This window comes from Bacillus sp. GW823-FHT06A11, assembly GCF_058795355.1.
Map to the genome: position 1 here is coordinate 594,441 of NZ_JBXAHS010000001.1, position 20,386 is coordinate 614,826.

At 33.7% G+C, this 20,386-nt stretch carries 18 protein-coding genes; 1 reads left to right on the forward strand and 17 read right to left on the reverse strand.

Translation table 11 applies throughout. The features are described from left to right. Positions 1 to 19 precede the first annotated feature (19 nt). From AC1Q8L_RS02865 to AC1Q8L_RS02915, 11 genes are all read right to left on the reverse strand, one after another. Entirely contained in the window at positions 20 to 2,581 is a 2,562-nt protein-coding gene (locus AC1Q8L_RS02865; RefSeq protein ID WP_001260417.1) for a glycosyltransferase, read from the reverse strand. Positions 2,582 to 2,688: 107 nt separating this feature from the next. Beyond that, on the reverse strand, positions 2,689 to 3,837 hold the full coding sequence (locus tag AC1Q8L_RS02870) for a hypothetical protein (RefSeq protein WP_000664243.1): 1,149 nt from the start codon (positions 3,835 to 3,837) through the stop codon (positions 2,689 to 2,691). 133 nt (positions 3,838 to 3,970) lie between these two features. Continuing rightward, the gene (gene cydC / locus AC1Q8L_RS02875; protein ID WP_492339400.1) at positions 3,971 to 5,695 is read right to left on the reverse strand and encodes a thiol reductant ABC exporter subunit CydC; all 1,725 of its coding nucleotides are present in this window, start codon (positions 5,693 to 5,695) and stop codon (positions 3,971 to 3,973) included. Further along, positions 5,692 to 7,413: a thiol reductant ABC exporter subunit CydD gene (gene cydD / locus AC1Q8L_RS02880; protein WP_000824020.1), complete on the reverse strand. Its 1,722-nt coding sequence runs from the start codon at positions 7,411 to 7,413 to the stop codon at positions 5,692 to 5,694. The genes cydC and cydD overlap by 4 nt, the downstream gene beginning before the upstream one ends. Further along, complete coding sequence (cydB, locus tag AC1Q8L_RS02885) at positions 7,413 to 8,429, reverse strand: cytochrome d ubiquinol oxidase subunit II (protein WP_000950083.1); 1,017 nt, start codon at positions 8,427 to 8,429, stop codon at positions 7,413 to 7,415. The genes cydD and cydB overlap by 1 nt, the downstream gene beginning before the upstream one ends. After that, on the reverse strand, positions 8,416 to 9,819 hold the full coding sequence (cydA, locus tag AC1Q8L_RS02890; RefSeq protein WP_000448870.1) for a cytochrome ubiquinol oxidase subunit I: 1,404 nt from the start codon (positions 9,817 to 9,819) through the stop codon (positions 8,416 to 8,418). The genes cydB and cydA overlap by 14 nt, the downstream gene beginning before the upstream one ends. 572 nt (positions 9,820 to 10,391) lie before the next feature. Next, entirely contained in the window at positions 10,392 to 11,468 is a 1,077-nt protein-coding gene (locus AC1Q8L_RS02895; protein WP_000417551.1) for an LLM class flavin-dependent oxidoreductase, read from the reverse strand. 120 nt (positions 11,469 to 11,588) lie between these two features. After that, positions 11,589 to 12,032 carry a MarR family winged helix-turn-helix transcriptional regulator gene (locus tag AC1Q8L_RS02900; RefSeq protein ID WP_001205523.1) on the reverse strand — a complete coding sequence of 148 codons (444 nt, stop codon included), beginning with the start codon at positions 12,030 to 12,032 and terminating at the stop codon, positions 11,589 to 11,591. A gap of 153 nt (positions 12,033 to 12,185) precedes the next feature. After that, a complete protein-coding gene (locus AC1Q8L_RS02905) occupies positions 12,186 to 12,509 on the reverse strand; it encodes a carboxymuconolactone decarboxylase family protein (protein WP_000787201.1) in 324 nt (107 codons plus the stop codon). Next, the gene (locus tag AC1Q8L_RS02910; protein ID WP_001117236.1) at positions 12,499 to 12,918 is read right to left on the reverse strand and encodes a tautomerase family protein; all 420 of its coding nucleotides are present in this window, start codon (positions 12,916 to 12,918) and stop codon (positions 12,499 to 12,501) included. The genes AC1Q8L_RS02905 and AC1Q8L_RS02910 overlap by 11 nt, the downstream gene beginning before the upstream one ends. Positions 12,919 to 12,960: 42 nt before the next feature. Continuing rightward, a complete protein-coding gene (locus AC1Q8L_RS02915; RefSeq protein WP_000579908.1) occupies positions 12,961 to 13,509 on the reverse strand; it encodes a DUF4865 family protein in 549 nt (182 codons plus the stop codon). 120 nt (positions 13,510 to 13,629) lie between these two features. Between AC1Q8L_RS02915 and AC1Q8L_RS02920 the strand changes: the two genes are divergently transcribed. Continuing rightward, positions 13,630 to 14,418, forward strand: coding sequence for a LysR family transcriptional regulator (locus tag AC1Q8L_RS02920; RefSeq protein ID WP_000404994.1), 789 nt, complete (start codon positions 13,630 to 13,632; stop codon positions 14,416 to 14,418). Positions 14,419 to 14,511: 93 nt separating this feature from the next. Here AC1Q8L_RS02920 and AC1Q8L_RS02925 read toward each other — a convergent pair whose 3' ends face one another. The 6 genes from AC1Q8L_RS02925 to AC1Q8L_RS02950 form a co-directional block, all read right to left on the reverse strand. Next, positions 14,512 to 15,465, reverse strand: coding sequence for a branched-chain amino acid ABC transporter permease (locus AC1Q8L_RS02925; RefSeq protein WP_002083259.1), 954 nt, complete (start codon positions 15,463 to 15,465; stop codon positions 14,512 to 14,514). 49 nt (positions 15,466 to 15,514) lie between these two features. After that, entirely contained in the window at positions 15,515 to 16,375 is an 861-nt protein-coding gene (locus AC1Q8L_RS02930; RefSeq protein ID WP_000382787.1) for a branched-chain amino acid ABC transporter permease, read from the reverse strand. 21 nt (positions 16,376 to 16,396) lie between these two features. Beyond that, positions 16,397 to 17,098, reverse strand: coding sequence for an ABC transporter ATP-binding protein (locus AC1Q8L_RS02935; RefSeq protein WP_001196708.1), 702 nt, complete (start codon positions 17,096 to 17,098; stop codon positions 16,397 to 16,399). Beyond that, positions 17,076 to 17,849, reverse strand: a complete 774-nt coding sequence (locus tag AC1Q8L_RS02940) for an ABC transporter ATP-binding protein (protein WP_000149328.1) — start codon at positions 17,847 to 17,849, stop codon at positions 17,076 to 17,078. The genes AC1Q8L_RS02935 and AC1Q8L_RS02940 overlap by 23 nt, the downstream gene beginning before the upstream one ends. 89 nt (positions 17,850 to 17,938) lie before the next feature. After that, positions 17,939 to 19,156 (reverse strand): substrate-binding domain-containing protein, encoded by a 1,218-nt coding sequence (locus AC1Q8L_RS02945; protein ID WP_000061994.1) that lies wholly within the window; start codon positions 19,154 to 19,156, stop codon positions 17,939 to 17,941. A 262-nt stretch (positions 19,157 to 19,418) separates the two neighbouring features. Further along, on the reverse strand, positions 19,419 to 20,342 hold the full coding sequence (locus AC1Q8L_RS02950) for a CobW family GTP-binding protein (protein WP_001044941.1): 924 nt from the start codon (positions 20,340 to 20,342) through the stop codon (positions 19,419 to 19,421). Positions 20,343 to 20,386: the final 44 nt, after the last annotated feature.

Sequence of the window (20,386 nt, forward strand, 5' to 3'; positions counted from 1 at the left end):
ATCTATCTATTCCTTCCTATCATTTTCGGACAATATAGAGCATATCTGTTTCAGATAATCCAAATTTCCTAGCACTTTTCATTCCTTGTTTTTCCGCTATGTTATATAATTCTACCTTAAATCCTGCATTCATTAATCGTTGAATAAATCCCGATTGATTATAAATTCTCACATGATCTTCTTGACCAAAAGCTAGTTTCCTCAATTGTGGTGTTACAATTAATTCATTCTCTACAATAAAATCTACATTCATTACGATTGGTACTTGAATAATTCCCCATCCATTTGGCTTTAACACTCTATATAACTCTCGCATTGCTTTGTCATCATTAGGAACGTGTTCTAACACATGACTACATAATATTACATCAAAAGTATTACTATCATATGTAATCCTTGTAACATCAATTTCCTTCATTAATGGATCCTTTGGTTCTAAGTCACCACATACATACGTAATATTTTTATACTCGTTAAACCAATCTCTTAACTTCGCTTCAGGTGCAATATGAAGCATTGTATAGTTTCTATTTAACAAGTCCGTTTCCGTTTCAATGTACGCACGATACAATCTTTCACGATCCATCGAATTACAAACTGGACATATCCCTGTATCTTTATTCCACATCTCAAATTTATATTTCGGAAAATCATAATGTGCTGGCCAAGGTGAAAATTTTTCAAATTGTTGATTGCAATATTGACAATAACAAGATTCTTTCTCGAACATATGAGCAACTAACTTGTTTAATCCTTTTTTTATCTTTTCATTATAAATTTGATCTAGTTCGCCATTTCTTACTGCATCCTTAACTATAAATCCCGCATTTTCTAAACAATAAGATAAACTCTCTTTATACTCACTTTCGGAACTTAAAAATCCACTATTATATGCATCTATAATTAATTCAATCCACTCTTCAATTGTCATTAAAATAAAATGCATTTGTTTTTGATTTTGTCCACTATGTTGTCTAAAATAACTAAGAGGTTCTTGTATATAAACTACTTTTCCTTTCCTCATCATATCTAGCCAAGTTGCAATGTCATTAATAGCAGAATAAGCCTTTCCTTTAAAATATCCAAACTTCCCGTCAAACAAATTCCGATTAAACAAAACAGTTGTCGGCTCACCAACTACATTTTTCAAGTTTTTTAACATATAATTCCCTAATTCTTTTCCTTCAAAAAGTGTAGTTTCTTTCGCGATTTTCATATTTAATGTTGAAGGTGGTAATATCTCTCCATTCTCATCAATCAGTTCACGATATGACGTCACAAATGAAATATTTTCTAACGTCAAAAAGTATTGCATCATTCTCTCGATCTTTTCATGATGAAATAAATCATCATCTAATAAAAAGTTTATATAGTTCCCATCCGCAAGTTCTACACACTTATTAAAGTTTTCGGCAACTAACGGCGTTTCATTTTTAACATATGTAATACATTCATATTCACGTAAGTACGGTTGAATCATAGCATTGACTTCATTATTTGTACTGTCGTCAGAAATAATAATTTCTATATTTTCATATGTTTGATTCAGAGCACTGTTGAGCGCTAATTCCAAGTAATAAGGTCTATTGTACGCAGGAATAAGTATACTTACTTTCGGTAAAGAAGAATTATTATTTATATGTTGTTTTTTCTTTTCTATGTTTATTTTCTTCGCTCTAATTTTTTGGTAATAGTCTAATGTATATAATATGGATGATGGAACTATCCTTCTTGCATAATCTAGAAAATTAGTTACCGCTTTGTCTAACTCTTTTTCGGTGGATAAGAAACCATATTGTTCTCCTGCTATAATACTGTGTGAAAAATCTTCTAACCCATCCATCATTTTATTAGATTCATTTAACTGTTGATCTGGATGTAATCGAAAGTAACTAAGTGTTTCTGCTATATATACTGCTTTTCCTTTACTTAATAAAGATAACCATGAAGCTATATCTACGTTACATAAATACCGCCTCTTATCAAAAATCCCATACGGTTCTTGCAAATCATTTTTACGAAATAAAACTGTTGTCGGTTCTCCAATATAATTTTTTTGCTCCACAATTACCTTATTTCCTAATTCTGTCCCCTCTATAATCGTATCCTCTTCAAATAAACGGACAGTTGAATAAATATGTCGTAGTTCTTTCCCTTTATCATCAATTACTTGACGATGAGATGTTACTAGCTTAATTTCATTATCTAGATCATTGAAAAAGTACTTCATCATCTTTTCAATTTTATTCACATGAAATATATCATCATCCATTAAAAAATTTATATACTCACCATTCGCTTCATGAAATAACATTAACGCATTTTCAAACTGTCCGAGAGTTGATCTGTTTTTTATATAAATAATATTTGAATGATTACATAAATATTTTTGTAACATCTTTTCTGTTTCGTCATTCGTGCTGTCATCTCCAACTATAATTTCTATATTAGGGTACGTTTGTTCTAACACACTACATAAAGCCTTTTCAAAGTAGTGAGGACGATTATACGTAGGAATTAATACACTTACCAATGGAAGTTGCTCTACCACCTCTTCAGTTCTTTCAATACGAGTTCTCATTTTAACTCTCTCACCTCTTCGCATACTATTTATATACGCGACACAAAAATCACATTACTTTAACTGTATGGAGCCTATATACTTTTATGCAAACATGAAACAAAATATCATACTTTTCGTTCCTGAATAAACATATTTAATAACGCGGACATTTTATTTGCACCTTTTTTATTCATATGATCACTATCATAAAAATCATCCTCACAAAATAATGGCGAATCAAATAGATCTATGATTTGAAAAGAATATTGAGTTTGAAACTCATTTATAACTCTATAAAAATCTTCTTTTAATTTCTTACTACTACAATTGAAATAATGTGAAGTAACAGGGAATACAACAATTAATGGCTTTATATCGTTTTTCAACAGTAATTCTAAATATTTCTTAAAAATCATTTTATTCTCAACTAAAGTATGAGGATACACCAATTTAGCATGTGAAGCTGCTCTTATTTTCCCGTGTTCTTCAAAAGGAATGTGAAGTGGAATGATATTCCATTCAGCGTTTATCCAAGGCAGTATCAATGATTCATCTTTTAGTTCGTCTAATAAAATATATTCAAAATGCAAATTAAAAATAGAAAGAAGTGGTTTCGGAGTATTTAGATGTAAGAATCCATCAGTGGGTAGAGGAGAATGAACTACAGTATGATGACCATCTTGAAACAATGGATAATATACTTTGTGAATTCTATATGCTTCAGAGGATAACGACATGTCAAAGTAAAACGAGAAATAGGCTATTCCTATTAAACAATATTGAAATGAATGAGTGTTTGATAGAATTTGTGACGCTATTAAATAATCATAGTATAGATCTTGAGATGGAAGTGTTAATTTTATTGACTTTTTTGAGAGGAGCTCCGTACTTATGCCACAATGTGGATAAGACAAACCGGTAGCAAACAATTCATACGTCGGATCACTCTTTGCTTTTTTTATAGAAATGTATAAAGACATAAGATCCGGATTTATTTGATAGATAGAAATTAATTTATCCTTCCATTCATACATGTATTTTGTTAAATTAATAATTTTTGAACTTTGCACGCCCCTATTTATCAAGTCATTTGTAAGTTTTTCTGCGTCCACTCTCCAAATGACTATATATTGAAAAGAATTTTCTATTCGAACAACATCTGAAACGTCTATAACATGAACTATTGTTTTACATTTATTTTTGTCTAATGTATTTCGAATCCTATCCCCTGATAATTCATCACTTAAAACAATGATTTTATATTGCTCCTTCATGCACATCCCTCCATTATATGTATAATATGAAATTCATTTTTAATTCGTAACAATCATATACACCTGCAATCTAACAAAAAAAAATAGCTTCACCATTAGGCGTAGCTATTTTTACAATTATTGCTTATTCAAATTATATTCCTTTATCTAACTCATAAAGTTTACGATACTTTTCATTTTCTTTCAGAAGTTGTTTATGACTACCTTGCATGACAATTTGGCCACGATCAAGGAATATAACTTCGTCTACATGTTCTATTCCTACAAGATGGTGCGTAATCCAAATAACCGTCTTTTCTTCCGTTGAAGAAAACATTGTTTCAATTAAAGATAATTCTGTTTTCGGCTCTAAACCGATAGTCGGTTCATCAAGTACAATGATGGGTGTTTCTTGCATAAGAGTTCTAGCAAAAGCAACCCTTTGTCTTTCCCCACCAGAAAACCGCTTTCCCATTTCATGCATTTTTGTTTGTAATCCGTCTGGAAGAGAAGTAACATGTGAAGCTAGTTGTGCTTTCTCTAAAGCTTTCCATATCTCTTCATCCGTCGCCTCTGGTTTGCCAATTCGTACATTATTTCCAATTGTCGTATCAAACAAATGCGGCTTTTGATTTAATACAGAAATATATTTAGATAAAAGATTCGTATGAGCTCGTTCACCATTCAATACAACTTGGCCATTTACTGGGCTTAACGCCCCTGTTAACAATTTTAGTAAAGTAGATTTCCCTGTCCCACTTCTCCCTAAAATAGCAATTTTCTTCCCTGCTTTTATTTGTAATGATACATCTTTTAATACAATCTCATTACTATCTGGATAACTATACGATACGTGATTCAGTTCAATATCTACATGTTTTGGTTCAATATAATCTTTCTCTCCATGCAAATCCGTTTCATCATGTAAAACACTATCACTTTCTACGCCATTAAGACGATGGGTAGATTCTACGTACGACGGTATTCGATCGATGGCATCTGCAATAGGAATAAGCGCGTTCGTTACAGATAAAGTCATTAATACGAAAGCTGCGATAACTGTAGGAGCAATTTGTTCACTTGCCGCTCCATTCCCAGTCCATATGATCATCGAAATAACTACAATACCTACTACTAATTGAATGATACTGTCCCGAATATGATACCAGCGTTTCACTCTCTTTTCGATTTTTAACAACTGATCATTTTGTTTTACATACTCATTAATAAATTCATCTTTACGACCACTTGCTTGCCAATCAGATAATCCAAAAACAGCATCTGTCAGTTTTTGATACAAACGGCTTCTGCCTTGCTTTAAAGTAACATGGTGTTTCTTCATCAAAAGTAATGATACAAATGGAAGAAGAAACACGATAATAGCTAACATACAACCTACAATAAGTGCAAACACAAGGTCAAATGCACCGATAACAAGTACAAAGATACTATAAACAACTAGCGCTAATATACTAGGAAATATTGTACGTAAATATAGGTTTTGCAAATGCTCTATATCTTCGGATAACACTCCTAACATATCACCCGTTTGAAATCGAGAACGGAAAAATAACGCCTGTGGTTCTACTATTCTATATAGCTTCGTTCTCATTTTTTCTAATATACGTAGTACGACATCATGTCCGACTAAGCGCTCTATATAATGAAACACAGCTTGCCCTATACTAAACGCTCTTGTTGCAACAATAGGAACATATACAGCCATTACATTTTCTGGTCTAAGGGCAGATTTTGAGATTAAATAACCTGAAATAAAAAGTAACATCGCTCCTGAACTAACTCCAAGAAGACCAAGGAAAATAGTTAAAGTCATTCTACCTTTATTTTGTTTTATATAAGGTTTAACCCAGTTACTCATTTCTCTCCCCTCTCTTCCTTATGAAAATGTAATGTCTCATTCTCTAAAAGTTCTTCATACGTCCCACTTTCTTTCATTTCCCCTTTATTTAAAATAAGGATATGGTCCATTTGTTTCATCCAATGTAGACGGTGAGTTGCTAAAAATACTAACTTTCCATTAAATAGACGTAACATTGCTTGCTTTATTTCAAATTCGGTTTCAATATCAAGATGTGCCGTAGGCTCATCTAATAAAATGATTGGTTTTTTACTTAAAAGTGCACGCGCCATAGCAACACGCTGTTCTTGTCCGCCACTTAGCATACGTCCACCTTCTCCAATTCTTTCGTGCATCCCATTTGGAAGTGATGTAACGAGTGAACGAAGGCCGACTTCATTAATAACTCTTTCAACTTCTTCATCTGTTGCATTTGTTTCATAAAAACGAATATTATCCTTTAATGAAAGCGGAAATATATAGGGTTGCTGCGGAATATAAGCAATATTTTTTTGCCAATCTTCACGAGTAGATCCATCAACTTCTACACCATTTACTAAAATCTTTCCACTCGAAGGAGATAAAAAACCTGCTAATACGTCGATTAACGTCGATTTCCCTGCACCACTTTCACCAATAACACCAATAGCACCGTTACCTTCCCAAGTAAAATTAATCCCTTCTAATATAGCCTTTTCAGATTCAGCATTATTAACTTTGATATCTTGTAATTTCAAGCTACTAGAGGCATTCCATACTATATCTTCATTTAAATCTTTCTTTTGTATTCCTTTTTGTTGTTGCAAAATCTCTTCTATTTGCTCCATCGCAATTTGTCCATCTAATGTCGCATGATAATTTGCTCCCACTTGTTTAATCGGCAGAAAATATTCCGGAGCTAAAATCAAAATTGTAAGGGCTGGTAATAGTATAATCGTTCCATCTATTAAACGTATCCCTAATCCAACTGCCACAAACGCGATTGATAAACTCGTAAAGAAATCTAATGCAAAAGAAGAAAGAAAAGCAACTCGCAAAGTACGCATCGTTGCTTTTCTATACCTTTTACTTACTTTTTCAATCTTTCCTTCGTGCTGTTCACTTTTCCCTAAATACTTTAATGTTTCTAAACCTTTTAACGTATCTACAAAATGGTTCGAAAGTACACGATATATCTCGTACTGACTATCTGCCATTTTTTGCGCTGCTAATCCGAGAAGAATCATAAATATGATCACGATAGGAATCGTTACAACTAAAATGATTCCAGACTCAATATCTAGCGTAAAAACGTATAGTACAATTAGACCTGGAACGATGCTACTTCTAATCATTTTAGGAATCGTTAATTCAATATATGTTTTAAATTTCTCAATCCCTTCAATTGATAAGGTAACCAGATGACCAGTTCCAACAGTTTGAACATACCTTGGACCTAATGTGAAATATGCCTCTATTAGTTGTTTTCTTAGTAACGACCCTGTTTTTTCAGCAAAACGTTCCACTAATATTTGTGATGTTCGAACTACTATGTGACGCGCTGCAAACGCGATACCAAAATAAACAATTTCACTTAATATTGTTTGTACTGTCTCTCCATGAAATAAAAACGTAATAGCTCGTGCTAAAAAGATTGTTTGCGCAATAATACTAAAAGCTTCTAAAATACTAATAATCGTTAACGCTACATATAAAATACGGCTACCGGGATAAGACGGAAGTCCTCTTTTTCTTTTCATTAGTACTCCAAATCGTTGTCTGACTTAACAGGTTGTCTAAATACATAATAACTCCATATTTGACTTCCGATAACGAAAGGCAAAATAGCAATCGCAAAGTAAGTCATAAGTTTTAATGCATAAGCTCCTGATGCTGCGTTGTAAATTGTCAAATCATTCATTGCTCCTAAAGAGCTAATCATAACACGTGGGAACATACCGATAAATACACTCGCACTTAGTAAAATAATTGTTAAACTCGTCATAAAGAAAGCCCAACCATCTCTTCTTCTTTTATTTAATAAAGTGGACACTAATAGTGCTACAAAAGCTCCGATTGGTACCATAATCCATTCTGTTCCATGAGCAGTGAAAATGTCGGTTTTCCATAACCCCACACCAGCAAAAACAAGAAGTGTAATTAATGAAAATGGTGCAATTTTTATTGCAGCAATTCGTGCACGTTCTCTCAATTTACCAGTTGTACGTATCGTAAGAAATTGTAATCCGTGAACAATACATAGTAGGAGAAACATTACTCCTCCAAGTAACGCAAATGGATGAAGTAATTGCAGGAATCCACCTACAACATTTTTACTCTCATCAATAGGTACACCTACCATAAAGTTTGCAATCGCAACTCCCCAAAGGATAGGAGGTAACATACTTCCAATAAACATCCCCCAATCCCACGCACTCTTCCATTTATGATTATCTATTTTCGCACGAAATTTAAAGGAAACACCTCTTAAAATTAAAGCAAGAAGCATAAATACAAACGGAATATAAAAACCACTAAATAAAGTTGCATACCAGTGCGGAAATGCCGCAAACATGGCTCCACCAGCACAAACAAGCCATACTTCATTCGCGTGCCAGAACGGTCCTATTGTATTTAAGTAAACTCGTTTTTCAAAATCATTCTTTCCTAAAAACCTCGAAACCATTCCTACCCCAAAGTCGAAACCTTCCAGTACGAAGAATCCAACAAATAAGATTGCAATAACTAAAAACCATAACTCATTAAGAGATAACATACTCTTCCTCCTTATCAAATGGATCATGGCTTTGATAATCCTTTTTCGTTTTCTTATTCGTGTGGCCCTTAATGGTACGAACAAATAAGTACACACAAATTCCACCCATAATTAAATACATTGATGTGAATGAAATAAGTGAGAATAATACTTCACCGAATGTTACATTTGGTGATACAGCATCTTCTGTTTTCATTACACCAAATACTACCCAAGGTTGACGACCCATTTCAGTCATAATCCACCCTACTGTATTACCGATGAATGGAAGAGAAATTGCATACACCATTAATTTTAAATACCACGTTTTTTCAGCTAAACGATCTTTTCTTGATAAGAACCATCCGTAAGCTCCTAGAAGAAGCATGAATGTTCCACTCATTACCATCGCTCTAAAACTCCAAAACATTGTATGCACTGGAGGAATATAATCCCCAGGTCCATATTTTTCTTCATATTGTTTTTGAATTTGATTCATCCCTTCAACTTGACCGCTAAACTTATCATACGATAATAGACTTAGCATATAAGGGATTTGAATTTCAAACGAATTTTCTTTCTTCTCTGTATCAATTTTCGAAAATACTGTAAATGGCGCTGGATCCTCACTTGTATTCCATAGCGCTTCAGCTGCCGCCATCTTCATTGGATGTGTCTTAATTAATTGTTGCGCTTGTGCATGACCGAAGAATAATACAAGCGCCGTTGTAATTGTTCCAACAATGATAGAAATGCGGAAAGATTTTTTAAATACTACAGTTTCTTGTCCTTTTGTAATTTTCCATGCACTTACACCCGCAATAAAGAATGCACCTGTTGCAATTGCTGCTGTAATTGTATGCGGGAATTGTACCCATAGTTGTGGGTTTTGAATAATGGCTAAGAAATCATTCATTTGTGCACGACCATCAGCTGCCATTTCATACCCGACAGGTGACTGCATAAATGCACTTGCAGTTAAAATCCAGAATGCTGATAACATCGTTCCAATTGAAAGGAGCCAAATACACATTAAGTGAATTCGCTTCGGTAATTTATCCTCACCGAATACCCATAAACCTAGGAATGTAGACTCAATGAAAAATGCCAGTAATCCTTCAATCGCAAGTGATGGACCAAATACATCACCTACAAAACGTGAATACGTTGACCAGTTCATACCAAACTGGAATTCTTGTAAAATACCTGTTACTACACCTACTGCAAAGTTAATAAGGAATAATTGCGTCCAAAACTTTGCCATCTTCTTATATACTTCTTGCCCTTTTACCACATACAACGTTTGCATGATCGCAATAATAAAAGCTAAACCAATTGACAGCGGAACAAAAAAGTAATGGAAAATCGTTGTTGATGCGAACTGTATTCGTGCCAATTCGAGCGTTTCCATACTAAAATCACTTCCTTCATAGTTTTTATAATAAAAGTTAATTGAGCAATCTTATCAAACTCAATTATTAAGAAATATGAAAAGACAAAAACATTTTGTATGTATTGTCGAAAAATATGAAGTTTCAGTTTTTCAAACTATTGTAATGCTATTTTTTACCTTTTCACTATTTCTGTAGTGTTTTATTCGTTAATCGAATTGTATAATATACCTGCATAGTAAATTCAGGTTATTTTTGACGTATTATTGACATCATTTTGTCTGAAATATGTCTTTTGTCATTTTTTTGAATCAGATTTTTCTCATTAGCAAAATGTGTTTTTTCAATATACTTCTTACTTTTATATTTATAAAACAATCGTTTTTTTCTTCATACACTTGACTTTCACCCGAAAAAATGTCCTCGAAACCACCCACGATAAATGCTTGTTTTTTGTCAAGAGAAAAATGTATTTTCAAAATTCAAACTCGAAATAATGTTATTCAAAAATAGAAAATAACTTCCCTCTCCCTCGACTAAAAGTTCATTTTTTTGTCATTTTTCCAGAACAAATAAAAAAACTGAAAGTCGATTAGACTCTCAGTTTTTTTATTTGTTTTGCTGTATGTTTTCTAACGGCTGGTAAAATTTCAGTAGCAATTAATTCAATATTTTTCTCAATTTTATCAAATGGTACACCCCCAAAATCAATTTGTGCCATAAAGCGTTGTTGGCCAAATAATTCATATTGGTAAAGCATTTTCTCAATGATTTGTTGTGGGCTACCAACCATTAAAGCATCACGGTAATCTATTGCATTTGTAAATTGCTGTTTCGGATACCCACCACCGCGCAGTGTAAGCATACCAGCATTAATGTGAGGGTAATATTCACTAAGTGCATCTTGTGAATTTTTTGCCGTATAAAATAAACTCGTTGTCGCAACTGGTAAACTAGCTGAATCAAATCCGCTTTGCTGAGCAGCCTCGCGGTAAGCATCTACTGACACTTTAAAGTTAATTGCTGGGCCACCAAGTGTTGTTATCATCATTGGCACACCTGCACGTCCTGCTTTAATCGCACTAGCTGGCGGTCCACCAACCGCACGCCAAATTGGCAGGTTATTATTTTTAGATCTAGGGATAACTGAAGCATGCTCAAGTGGTGCTCTGAACTGCCCATTCCATGTTACATGTTCCTCTTTATTAATTTTTAATAAAAGATCCATCTTCTCTTCAAATAACTCTTCATAATCATTTACATCGTAACCAAGTAAACTATATCCTCCAATACGAGATCCACGACCAGCTACGATTTCAGCACGACCATTAGAAATCAAGTCAATGGTAGCGAAATCCTCATATACTCGAACTGGGTCAGATGTACTTAATATCGTTGCGGAACTTGCAATTTTTATATTTTTCGTAACTTGCGCGACCGCACCTAAAATAACTGTATGAGCTTGCGTTGTAAAATGCGTTTGATGACTTTCGCCTACAGCAAACACATCAAGCCCTGCCTCATCTGCTAACTTAGCTGTTTCAATTAGTTCGTGAATTCTTTTCTCTGGCGTAATTTTCTCCCCATTATGTGGATTTAAAACATGATCGCCAATTGAATATAACCCAAACTCAATTCCTTTTCTTGTATCTATACGGTATTTTTCCATAGTTACTCTCCCCTTTAATAAAGTAGTATTAGTTTTTCTTCTAAAAACGTTGGTAAGTCAAGTATATCTCCGTATTACCTACATCATCACTTGATTAGTCAATTGATGATGTAAAAAAAATTACTCTTGCGGTAATTCTTTTTTTTCGCTATGCTTATGAACTTTCGTCATCAGCTCGTATAATATTTTCTGCTCTTCTTCATTTAATACATCATCAAAAAACGAAGATTGAAATGCAAGTTGCTCTGGCAATGCTCTCTCTAAAGCTGCTTCTCCTTGCTCTGTAAGACTAATTGTTTTCGTTTTCCAATCTTGTTTTCGTACAATATATCCTTCTTTTTCAAGACGAGTTAACATTCGAGAAATGCCACCTTGTGTAACAGTTACCTTTTCAGCTAACTCCATTTGTGTTAGTGGTTGATACGTACGTATTTGCAAAAGCACATCAAATTGAGCTGTCGTTAAATCAAAACGTTTTAAAAACTCATTTGACATTTGATTACTTTGGTTCGTAAATCGTATTAAACGTAACCATATTAATGATCCTATCGTATTATCACGCATGTTTCATCACTTCCTAGCGTTCATCTTACTATCACTTTACTACGCAAGTGATAAAAAAGCAAGATAAAATGTAATAAATATAGCGATAGAGTATTGCATAAATAATGATAAGTATGAATTCATATAAACATGAATTCTCACTTATCATTATTCTTAACTTTTCATTTCATTCATTACTATATTTAAAGCTGCCATAGCTTTTGGCCAACCAACGTAAAAAGCCATATGTGTTATTAATGCAACCAATTCATTCTCCATAACCCCATTTTGTTTAGCTAGCTTCAGATGAAATTGTAATTGTTCTGTATTGCCGAGACTGATTAGTGCTGACACCGTACACAAACTTCTTTCTCTTAATGTTAAAGTGGCATCCCGCCACACTTCCTCAAATAATATCTTTTCACTATAATGAGCAAATGCAGGTGACATTTCTCTCATTTTCTTTTTAATATGTACTTCAATAAGTTCATTTTTCATTTTTTTCTCCCTTTATTTTCACCATTTGTGCTATTCCTTGACCAAATGACCAGTTTTCAGCAGCTGTCTCATTTAGTGTAATAAAAATATTCGAAGTTTTAACGTCGGAATATTCCGTAATTTTTAAGGATACCGATTGATACAAATCTCTTTTCTGTTGCACCGTTCTTCCCGGTCCACATGTAATAGAAACATAAATCATATTCTCTGTTCTCTTTTCTCCTCTTTCTAACAAATAATATGGATTATATAAAAATTTGTTTTGTTGGTAAGGTAAGAACATTTGAAAATAATCATTTTCAGGGATGTTAAAATGTTCAATTAATGAAAGATGAATACATTCACCCATTTTTTCCAGCTCTTCTTCATTTGATATGTTTTCAGAATAATAAATCTTCACAAAAGGCATAGACTTTCATTCCTTTTCTTATTTTTAATATACAACAAAATTTCATCGTGAAATGTGTAAAATCTCATATACTGTAACACCCTTATTCACTACAATATCAGGCTTCTCTTCATAAAACTCAAACCTACTATATCCCCATTTATCCGGATTATAAACGATTACATTCCCTAAACACTTTTCGTTGTTTTGTACATCTTCATTCATAGTGCTTAATTGAGTCCCAATCAGTGTTTTACTTTGAGAAATACTTCCTGCATATTCAACAACATATCTACTTTTCTTAAATCCATCACTTAGATTAACCACTAATGGAACACCTATATGTATTTGTTGCCATCCAAAAGATTGTAAAATGTTATCGTAATACCCTTCAAAGATAAATTTATTCATCCCTTCATGACCATTCCAAATATATAAAGGTGCATAGCAGTTATAAAAATTCCCGTCTTTCTCCGTTTCCGTAATTAAATAAGCTTTAAAATTTAGTTCTTGGAAACCATCAGTTTTATAGCCATTATCCTTTACCCTTTTCTTAATAATTTCCATGTCATAATCCTTTGGCAAAATGACCTTATATTGCATTCCAATCATGTTTATCACTCGCTTTCAATCTTATATACATTATGATAAATCGATAAGTAGCTAACGTAAAATAGGTATAAATTATGTTTGGTATCATTTATAATGATAGTGCATAAGGGGCTGAGATACATGGAAATAAATGATCTTATTATATTCAAAACTGTGGCCAGTGAGGGTTCTATTAGTAAAGCTGCTAAAGAGTTAGGATATGTTCAACCGAACGTAACTGAGCGAATCAAAAAATTAGAACAAGAATTAGAAACGCCTTTACTACATAGAGATAACAAAGGTGTTTCCTTGTTACCTGCTGGTGACATTTTATTAGATTACACGAATAAAATATTAACTCTATTAGAAGAAGTAAAAGATGAAATTAAAACGAGTGGTTCTTCTTATATAATAGCGACGTCACAATCTATTTTGACAAATTATTTAAGTAAGCGTATTAAAGTAAATTTCAGAAATTATCAAATATATGTAGAAAGTAGTAGTCATTTGCAAAAATTACTGCAGCAACAAAAAGTTGATATGGTCATAACTTATGAGGATTATCCTGACGCATCGTTTAAAAAAGTGTTCACAACCTCAATTTCTGTAGGCTTATTAAAAGCGAAAGAAAAATGTACCATTGATTATTCAAAAGAAATTTTCTTCGTTAGCAATGACAAAAAGTGCCCTTTTAGGAATAAGACAATACAATTTCTAAAAGAAAACAATCTATCTCAGCGACAACTTCAACAGTTGGATTCTTATTCGCTTATGGAAGAGTTTATTGCTGATGGAAAAGGAATAGCTTTTTTACCGATTAAAAATGATACATTAGTAATAATTGAAGATGTTCCCCTTGAGAATTTAGCTGTTCATTTTTTTACGAATCAAACCTTTATAAAGCATATCCCTGATGAACTATTTGATTAATAAAATGACTTTGATTACAAACTTTTTTCAAAATAAAAATCCCTCTTTAACGAATATAAAAGAGGGATTTTTATTTTGTATACAATTGATTTTTCACACGTTTTGCTCCACTTCTGTACTTTTCTCCTTTTTATTCCTTTTAAAACTCTTCAATTTCTTAACCGTCCCAACCAATCCTTTCGGAAAAACGAGTAGCACGATAATATACAATAAACCTAGAATAATCGTCCATCTTTCAAAAATCGGATATTCCGTCGCTAGTTCTGATAAATAATATTTTAGTGATTCAATAATCCCAGACCCAGCAATAGCTCCAATTAATGTTCCCACTCCTCCAATCATTGTCATTAAGAGTGCATTTAGTGTCATTTCAATTGAAAATACAGTCGTATTGACAAAGCGCAATGTAATAACAAATAAACCACCGCTAATTGCAGCTACTATTCCTGCGACTACACTTGCGATTATTTTATAATGGAGGACTTTATATCCAAGTGCCTCAACACGTTGTTCATTTTGTGAAATTGCCTTTAATACTTTCCCAATAGAAGACTTTGTAAAAAGACGTAATAGAATAAAAATGAAGCATAAACATACAAGTGATACATAATAAAAAGTAAAACGATCACGGAATATTTCTGGTACCCCAAATGTAAAACCATCTCCTCCGTGAGTAAGCCCACGCCATTTTTCAGCAAGTACGAAAAACAACTGTGAAATAGCAAGTGTTAACATTGCATAAAAATGACTTTTCAATCGTAAAGAAAGCAAACCAATTATATAACTAACGATTGCTGAAACGATAATTGCAGCTACTATTCCAATTAAAAAGTTCGTTATTGATACGCCTTGTCGATCAAATAAAAGCGCTACCCCATATGCTCCTATCCCAAAGAACATACAATGACCGAACGATACAATTCCTGTATACCCAAGCAATACATCAAAACTCATTGCAAAAATAGCAAAGATGAAGATTTGAGTGAACAAAATTAACAGGCTCCGTGAATCATTTACGAACGGAAATACACTTAAACAAATGAGCATACATACTCCGAAGTATACTTTAATTCGGTCCGATGTGTTGTTCACCATTTCACCCCTTTTCACCAACAAGTCCAGTTGGCTTCACTATTAAGAAAAATAGTAACATTAACATATTAATTGCAAGTGATAAATCTGGTATAAAATACGCTGTAAAAGCACCAGCTAATCCGACAATTAAAGAAGCAATAGCTGAACCTTGTACGCTTCCTAATCCACCGATAATTACTACTATAAATGCTAAAATTGCATACTGCATGCCCATCTCGGCGAAAATAACGCCCGAATACGGTGCTAATAAGAATCCTCCCAAAGCTGCCATCCCTGCCCCTAATAAAAAGACGAAAGAAAATATCGCTTTTACATTAATACCAAGCGCTTGAACCATTTCTTTATCCATTACACCTGCACGGATCATAAGACCTATCTTCGTCTTTTTGAGTAATAGTAGTAGTGCAATGTAAATAATTATCCCAATCAAAATAACAAATAGACGATATTTAATTAATATAATACCTCCGAATGTAAAACTTCCTTGTAACCATAACGGTAATTTTGCACTAATAGGGTTTGGCCCCCAAAATATTTTAATACACTCACTAAGAACGAGCATTCCTCCAAGCGTAACGAGCAGCTGTCGAACATGATTTCCATATACCGGTCTAATAAGAAACCTTTCTAAAATAAATCCTAGGAACATTCCCATGGCTACTGCTCCAACTAAAGCTAATATATAACTTCCTGTCATATTAAATAACCAAACACCTGTAAATGCTCCCCATGCAAATAAACCACCGTGTGCAAAGTTTAAAACGCTCATTAGACCGAAAATAAGTGAAAGCCCTGATGCTAACAAAAAAATGAGCATCCCTGTTGAAATCCCATTTACAAATAAATTGATTAACACATCCATCCTTTTCACCTCGGATTCATGTTAAGAGATTCCTAAATATTTATGACACATTTCCTTATTCTTTTTTAATTCATTCATAAAACCGTTATGAACAATTCGTCCGTTATCCATAATGTAAAAATAATCGCCAATTTGACTAGCCATCATAAAATTTTGCTCAACAAGTAAAACTGTTGTTTTCTCTTTCATCTTCAAAATAGCTACCATTAATTTCTCCACCATTATCGGGGATAGCCCTTTGCTCGGTTCATCAATAAGTAATAATCCATCACTATTAATAAACGCTCTTGAAATAGCCAACATTTGCTTTTGCCCTCCGCTCAAGAGCCCACTTTTCTTATTCCAAAACTGCTTTAAATCCGGAAATAGTTCTAGCATCCACTCTATTTTCCCTTCTACTTCTTCACCTTTCCCCCTAGCAAGAGCGAATGTTTCTTCTACTGTCAAATCATGAAAAATACCTTGATTTTCTGGTACATATCCTATTCCTTTCCTTGAAATTAAATGTGTAGCTAATCCACTTACTTTTGCACTATCATAATAAATTTCACCATCTGCAATGCGGTGAAACCCCATCACTGAACGTAATGTCGTTGTTTTCCCTGCCCCGTTTCTACCAAACAGTACAGTAATCGTCCCTTTCTCAACAGTAAGAGATACTCCTTGCAAAATATGAAACTGATCTAAATACGTTTCTATATTATTCACTTGTAATAGTGCCACTATATAATCCCCCTAAATAAGCACTTTGTACACGCTCATCTTTCATAATTTCTTCTGGCAATCCTTCAGCCAATAACTCTCCATGAAATAAAACGATAAGATGATCTGACAAACCTAGTATCATATCCATTTTGTGTTCGATAAGTACAATTGTGCTCTCTGGATGTTTCTTAATATTTTCAATCACTTGTAATATAGCAGGGACCTCTTCAACCGAAATACCTGCCGTCGGCTCATCAAGTAATAACACATCCGTTTTTAAAGCTAATAACATCGCAAGTTCTAGCTTTCTTTTCTCTCCATGTGCCAAATCTTTCGCTAATACGTTCTCTTTCTCGTGAAGTAATACTGTTTTTAAGAAACGTCTCGCCTCTCCAACTTGTTGCTTTAATTTTGCTGAACTCGGGAAAAAACTATAGTAATCTTGTACGAATGATTGAACACTTAAACGGACATTTTCAAGTACCGTTAATTCTGGGAATATGTTTGTAAGCTGAAAAGAGCGACCGATTCCTAAGCGTGTTCGATCTGAAATCGATAGTTTTGTAATATCTTGCCCTTTAAAATACACTTCACCTGTTGTGGGTGAAATCTGTCCACTTAGTAAATTAAATAATGTTGTCTTCCCCGCACCATTTGGCCCGATAATAGAAATGAGCTTTCCTTTTTGGACAGTTAAATTTACATCTTTAATAACATGATGTTCACCAAAAGATACGCTAAGATTTTTCGTCTCTAGCAAATGTGTCACGAAATCCCTCCCTTTAAAGCCGTGAGTATGAAAGAAATATGTATAAAGAGGGTCCCCCCTCTTTATACAAAAACAACAGAAAATTCAGTCTATTTATTTTGAACTGGTGGTTCTGTTTCTTTCATCGTTAATTCTCGCTCTAACACTGGCACCGGATAATCAACACCGTCTTGCTTTTTCAATGTGATAGAATACAGTATCTGCATGGCTTGGTGGTCCTTCTCTCTAAACTTCATCTTTCCTTTCGGTGTATCAAATTCCATTCCTTCCATTTTCTTAATCAAGGTATCTACATCTGTATCACCTTTTGTTTTCTTTAAGGCTTCTACAATAGAAATTGCTGCTGACATTCCTCCCGCTGTAAACAAATCTGGCACTGCACCATTAAAACGTTTTTTATGCTCTTCAACTAGCCAATCATTCACTTTATTTTTTGGAAGTGTGTGATAATATACAGAAAAACCTTGCATACCTACTAATGCATCCATTGTTTTTAATGCTGGTATATCTGGCGCACCTGTAGAAATTTTAATACCTTGCGCTTCCACATTCATATCTTTCAACTGTTTCCAAGGTGAATTTGCCCCTGCCCAAACGATAAATAAATAATCTGGTTTTGAACTAATGATATTTTGAATATTCGCTGTAAAATCTGTTGAATTTGTATCCGCGTATTGCTCATTCACAATGTTCGCACCTAATTTTTTCGCACCCGCTTTAAATGCAGCAATCCCTTCACGACCAAAAGCGTTATCTGGGGCAAATGTCGCAATCTTTACATCTTTTTTCGCAATTGCTGCTGCTCCTGCAATCGCATCTTGTGAGGAACTTCTTCCAGTTCTAAAAATATATTTATTCCAGTTCTTCCCGGTAATACTATCCGCAACTGCCGGTTCTACAACCATAATCTTTTCATATTCTTCAGCCAGTGGTAAAACCGCTAACGTATCACTTGAACTAGACGATCCAACTAAAAAATCAACTTTCTCTTCTTCTAATAACTTCGTAGCTTTTTTAACCGCTACATCCGCTTTCGTTTCTGTATCTTCTACAACAAACTTAATCTTTTTCCCATCTACTTTCCCAGTTCCACCAGTTGCATAATCTAACCCTAATTCAAATCCGTTCACTGTTTGTTTTCCATACGATTCTAGCGGTCCTGTTAAAGAAGCAAGGACTCCTACCTTAATCGTTTTTTCATCCTCTGTACTTGTTTTCTTTCCTGAACAAGCTGCCGTTATTAATAACGAACCTAAAACACAACCAGTAAACATTGTCTTTAGCCACTTACGTTTTTTCATCGACATTGTGATCCTCCCCATACTTTACTTTCTGATAGAATCAAACACGCCAAAATCCCCTGTCCGTAATCATGACTAACTAATTCGATAGATAATGGAAAACTCTTGTAGTACCCTCTACATTCGGCACAAATATATAATCACCTTCCTATGTAATGGAAACGGACATACAATCAATATATATTCTGCAATCCAATTGAAAATACTGTTTCATTTCAGTAATGACCATACAAAAAGACTAACTTATTTTTAAGTTAGTCTTTTCCCCTTAATTAGAGTTAAGTTCTACTTTCTCTAACCCTTCAGCCAATTGTTTCTTATCTAGTCCTTCTCCTATTACTACTAAGTTTGTCGGGAAACCGAAGTCTTGTTCTAATAAAGTTGGTACTCCGAACGAATATTGGAATAGGTGAGGGTATTTATCTCCACGGAATTTCACAAAACCTTTCACTCGATAAATACTATCTGGTAAATTCGAAAGCCATTCATATAATTTGTCTTGATCAATCGGTTTCGTAAATTGATATGTCATCGTTTGTATATGTAAATGCTGTTTGACATGTAGTGTCTCATGTTCCTCATCATTTGGAAATTCTGCTTCTTCTATATCTTTTAAAGATATATTACAATACTTTGTCTCATACATTTTCGCATGATCATTTATTGCCTTTACTTCTTCAAATACTGTGTTCTTATCTTCATCTGTTAGTAAATCTGCTTTATTAACAAGAATGTGACTACCAAATTTAAGTTGCTCATGCAATAGCTGTTGTACATTTGCACTTAATATACTTCGGTTTAACCACCTTACTGCATCTAAAACGACTACAATTGATTTCACTTCCAGAAAAGGAGCTAAAATTGGCGAGACACACGCGTCTAACACTTCAATTGGATGCGCAACACCTGTCGTTTCTATATAAATTACATCTGGTCTTTCTTGTTGGTATAACGAATGTAATTGTATTTCAAGCTCTTCTTTTAACGTACAACAAATACATCCTTTAAGAAGTTCTCTTAAAACATTCTCTTTTCCAATAATATCTGTATCTACCGAGTATTCACCAATTTCATTCATTAATACTGCAACTTTTCTATTCTTCTTTTTCTCTGCTAACAATAAATTTTGTAATAATGTTGATTTTCCACTACCTAAAAAACCACCTAATATATGAATCTCCACTTTATTCATTCAACCGACCATCCATTTCTTTACTTCAAATGTATTCAAAGCGT

What these genes read in the sequence shown, in the direction of transcription:
- AC1Q8L_RS02900 (WP_001205523.1), bottom strand. Translation starts at nt 12,032, where the DNA reads ATGCGTGATAATACGATAGGATCATTAATATGGTTACGTTTAATACGA.
- AC1Q8L_RS02905 (WP_000787201.1), bottom strand. Translation starts at nt 12,509, where the DNA reads ATGAAAAATGAACTTATTGAAGTACATATTAAAAAGAAAATGAGAGAA.
- AC1Q8L_RS02930 (WP_000382787.1), bottom strand. Translation starts at nt 16,375, where the DNA reads ATGGATGTGTTAATCAATTTATTTGTAAATGGGATTTCAACAGGGATG.
- AC1Q8L_RS02925 (WP_002083259.1), bottom strand. Translation starts at nt 15,465, where the DNA reads ATGCTCATTTGTTTAAGTGTATTTCCGTTCGTAAATGATTCACGGAGC.
- AC1Q8L_RS02870 (WP_000664243.1), bottom strand. Translation starts at nt 3,837, where the DNA reads ATGAAGGAGCAATATAAAATCATTGTTTTAAGTGATGAATTATCAGGG.
- AC1Q8L_RS02945 (WP_000061994.1), bottom strand. Translation starts at nt 19,156, where the DNA reads ATGTCGATGAAAAAACGTAAGTGGCTAAAGACAATGTTTACTGGTTGT.
- AC1Q8L_RS02910 (WP_001117236.1), bottom strand. Translation starts at nt 12,918, where the DNA reads ATGCCTTTTGTGAAGATTTATTATTCTGAAAACATATCAAATGAAGAA.
- cydB (WP_000950083.1), bottom strand. Translation starts at nt 8,429, where the DNA reads ATGTTATCTCTTAATGAGTTATGGTTTTTAGTTATTGCAATCTTATTT.
- AC1Q8L_RS02920 (WP_000404994.1), top strand. Translation starts at nt 13,630, where the DNA reads ATGGAAATAAATGATCTTATTATATTCAAAACTGTGGCCAGTGAGGGT.
- AC1Q8L_RS02865 (WP_001260417.1), bottom strand. Translation starts at nt 2,581, where the DNA reads ATGAGAACTCGTATTGAAAGAACTGAAGAGGTGGTAGAGCAACTTCCA.
- cydD (WP_000824020.1), bottom strand. Translation starts at nt 7,413, where the DNA reads ATGAAAAGAAAAAGAGGACTTCCGTCTTATCCCGGTAGCCGTATTTTA.
- AC1Q8L_RS02915 (WP_000579908.1), bottom strand. Translation starts at nt 13,509, where the DNA reads ATGATTGGAATGCAATATAAGGTCATTTTGCCAAAGGATTATGACATG.
- cydA (WP_000448870.1), bottom strand. Translation starts at nt 9,819, where the DNA reads ATGGAAACGCTCGAATTGGCACGAATACAGTTCGCATCAACAACGATT.
- cydC (WP_492339400.1), bottom strand. Translation starts at nt 5,695, where the DNA reads ATGAGTAACTGGGTTAAACCTTATATAAAACAAAATAAAGGTAGAATG.
- AC1Q8L_RS02950 (WP_001044941.1), bottom strand. Translation starts at nt 20,342, where the DNA reads ATGAATAAAGTGGAGATTCATATATTAGGTGGTTTTTTAGGTAGTGGA.
- AC1Q8L_RS02895 (WP_000417551.1), bottom strand. Translation starts at nt 11,468, where the DNA reads ATGGAAAAATACCGTATAGATACAAGAAAAGGAATTGAGTTTGGGTTA.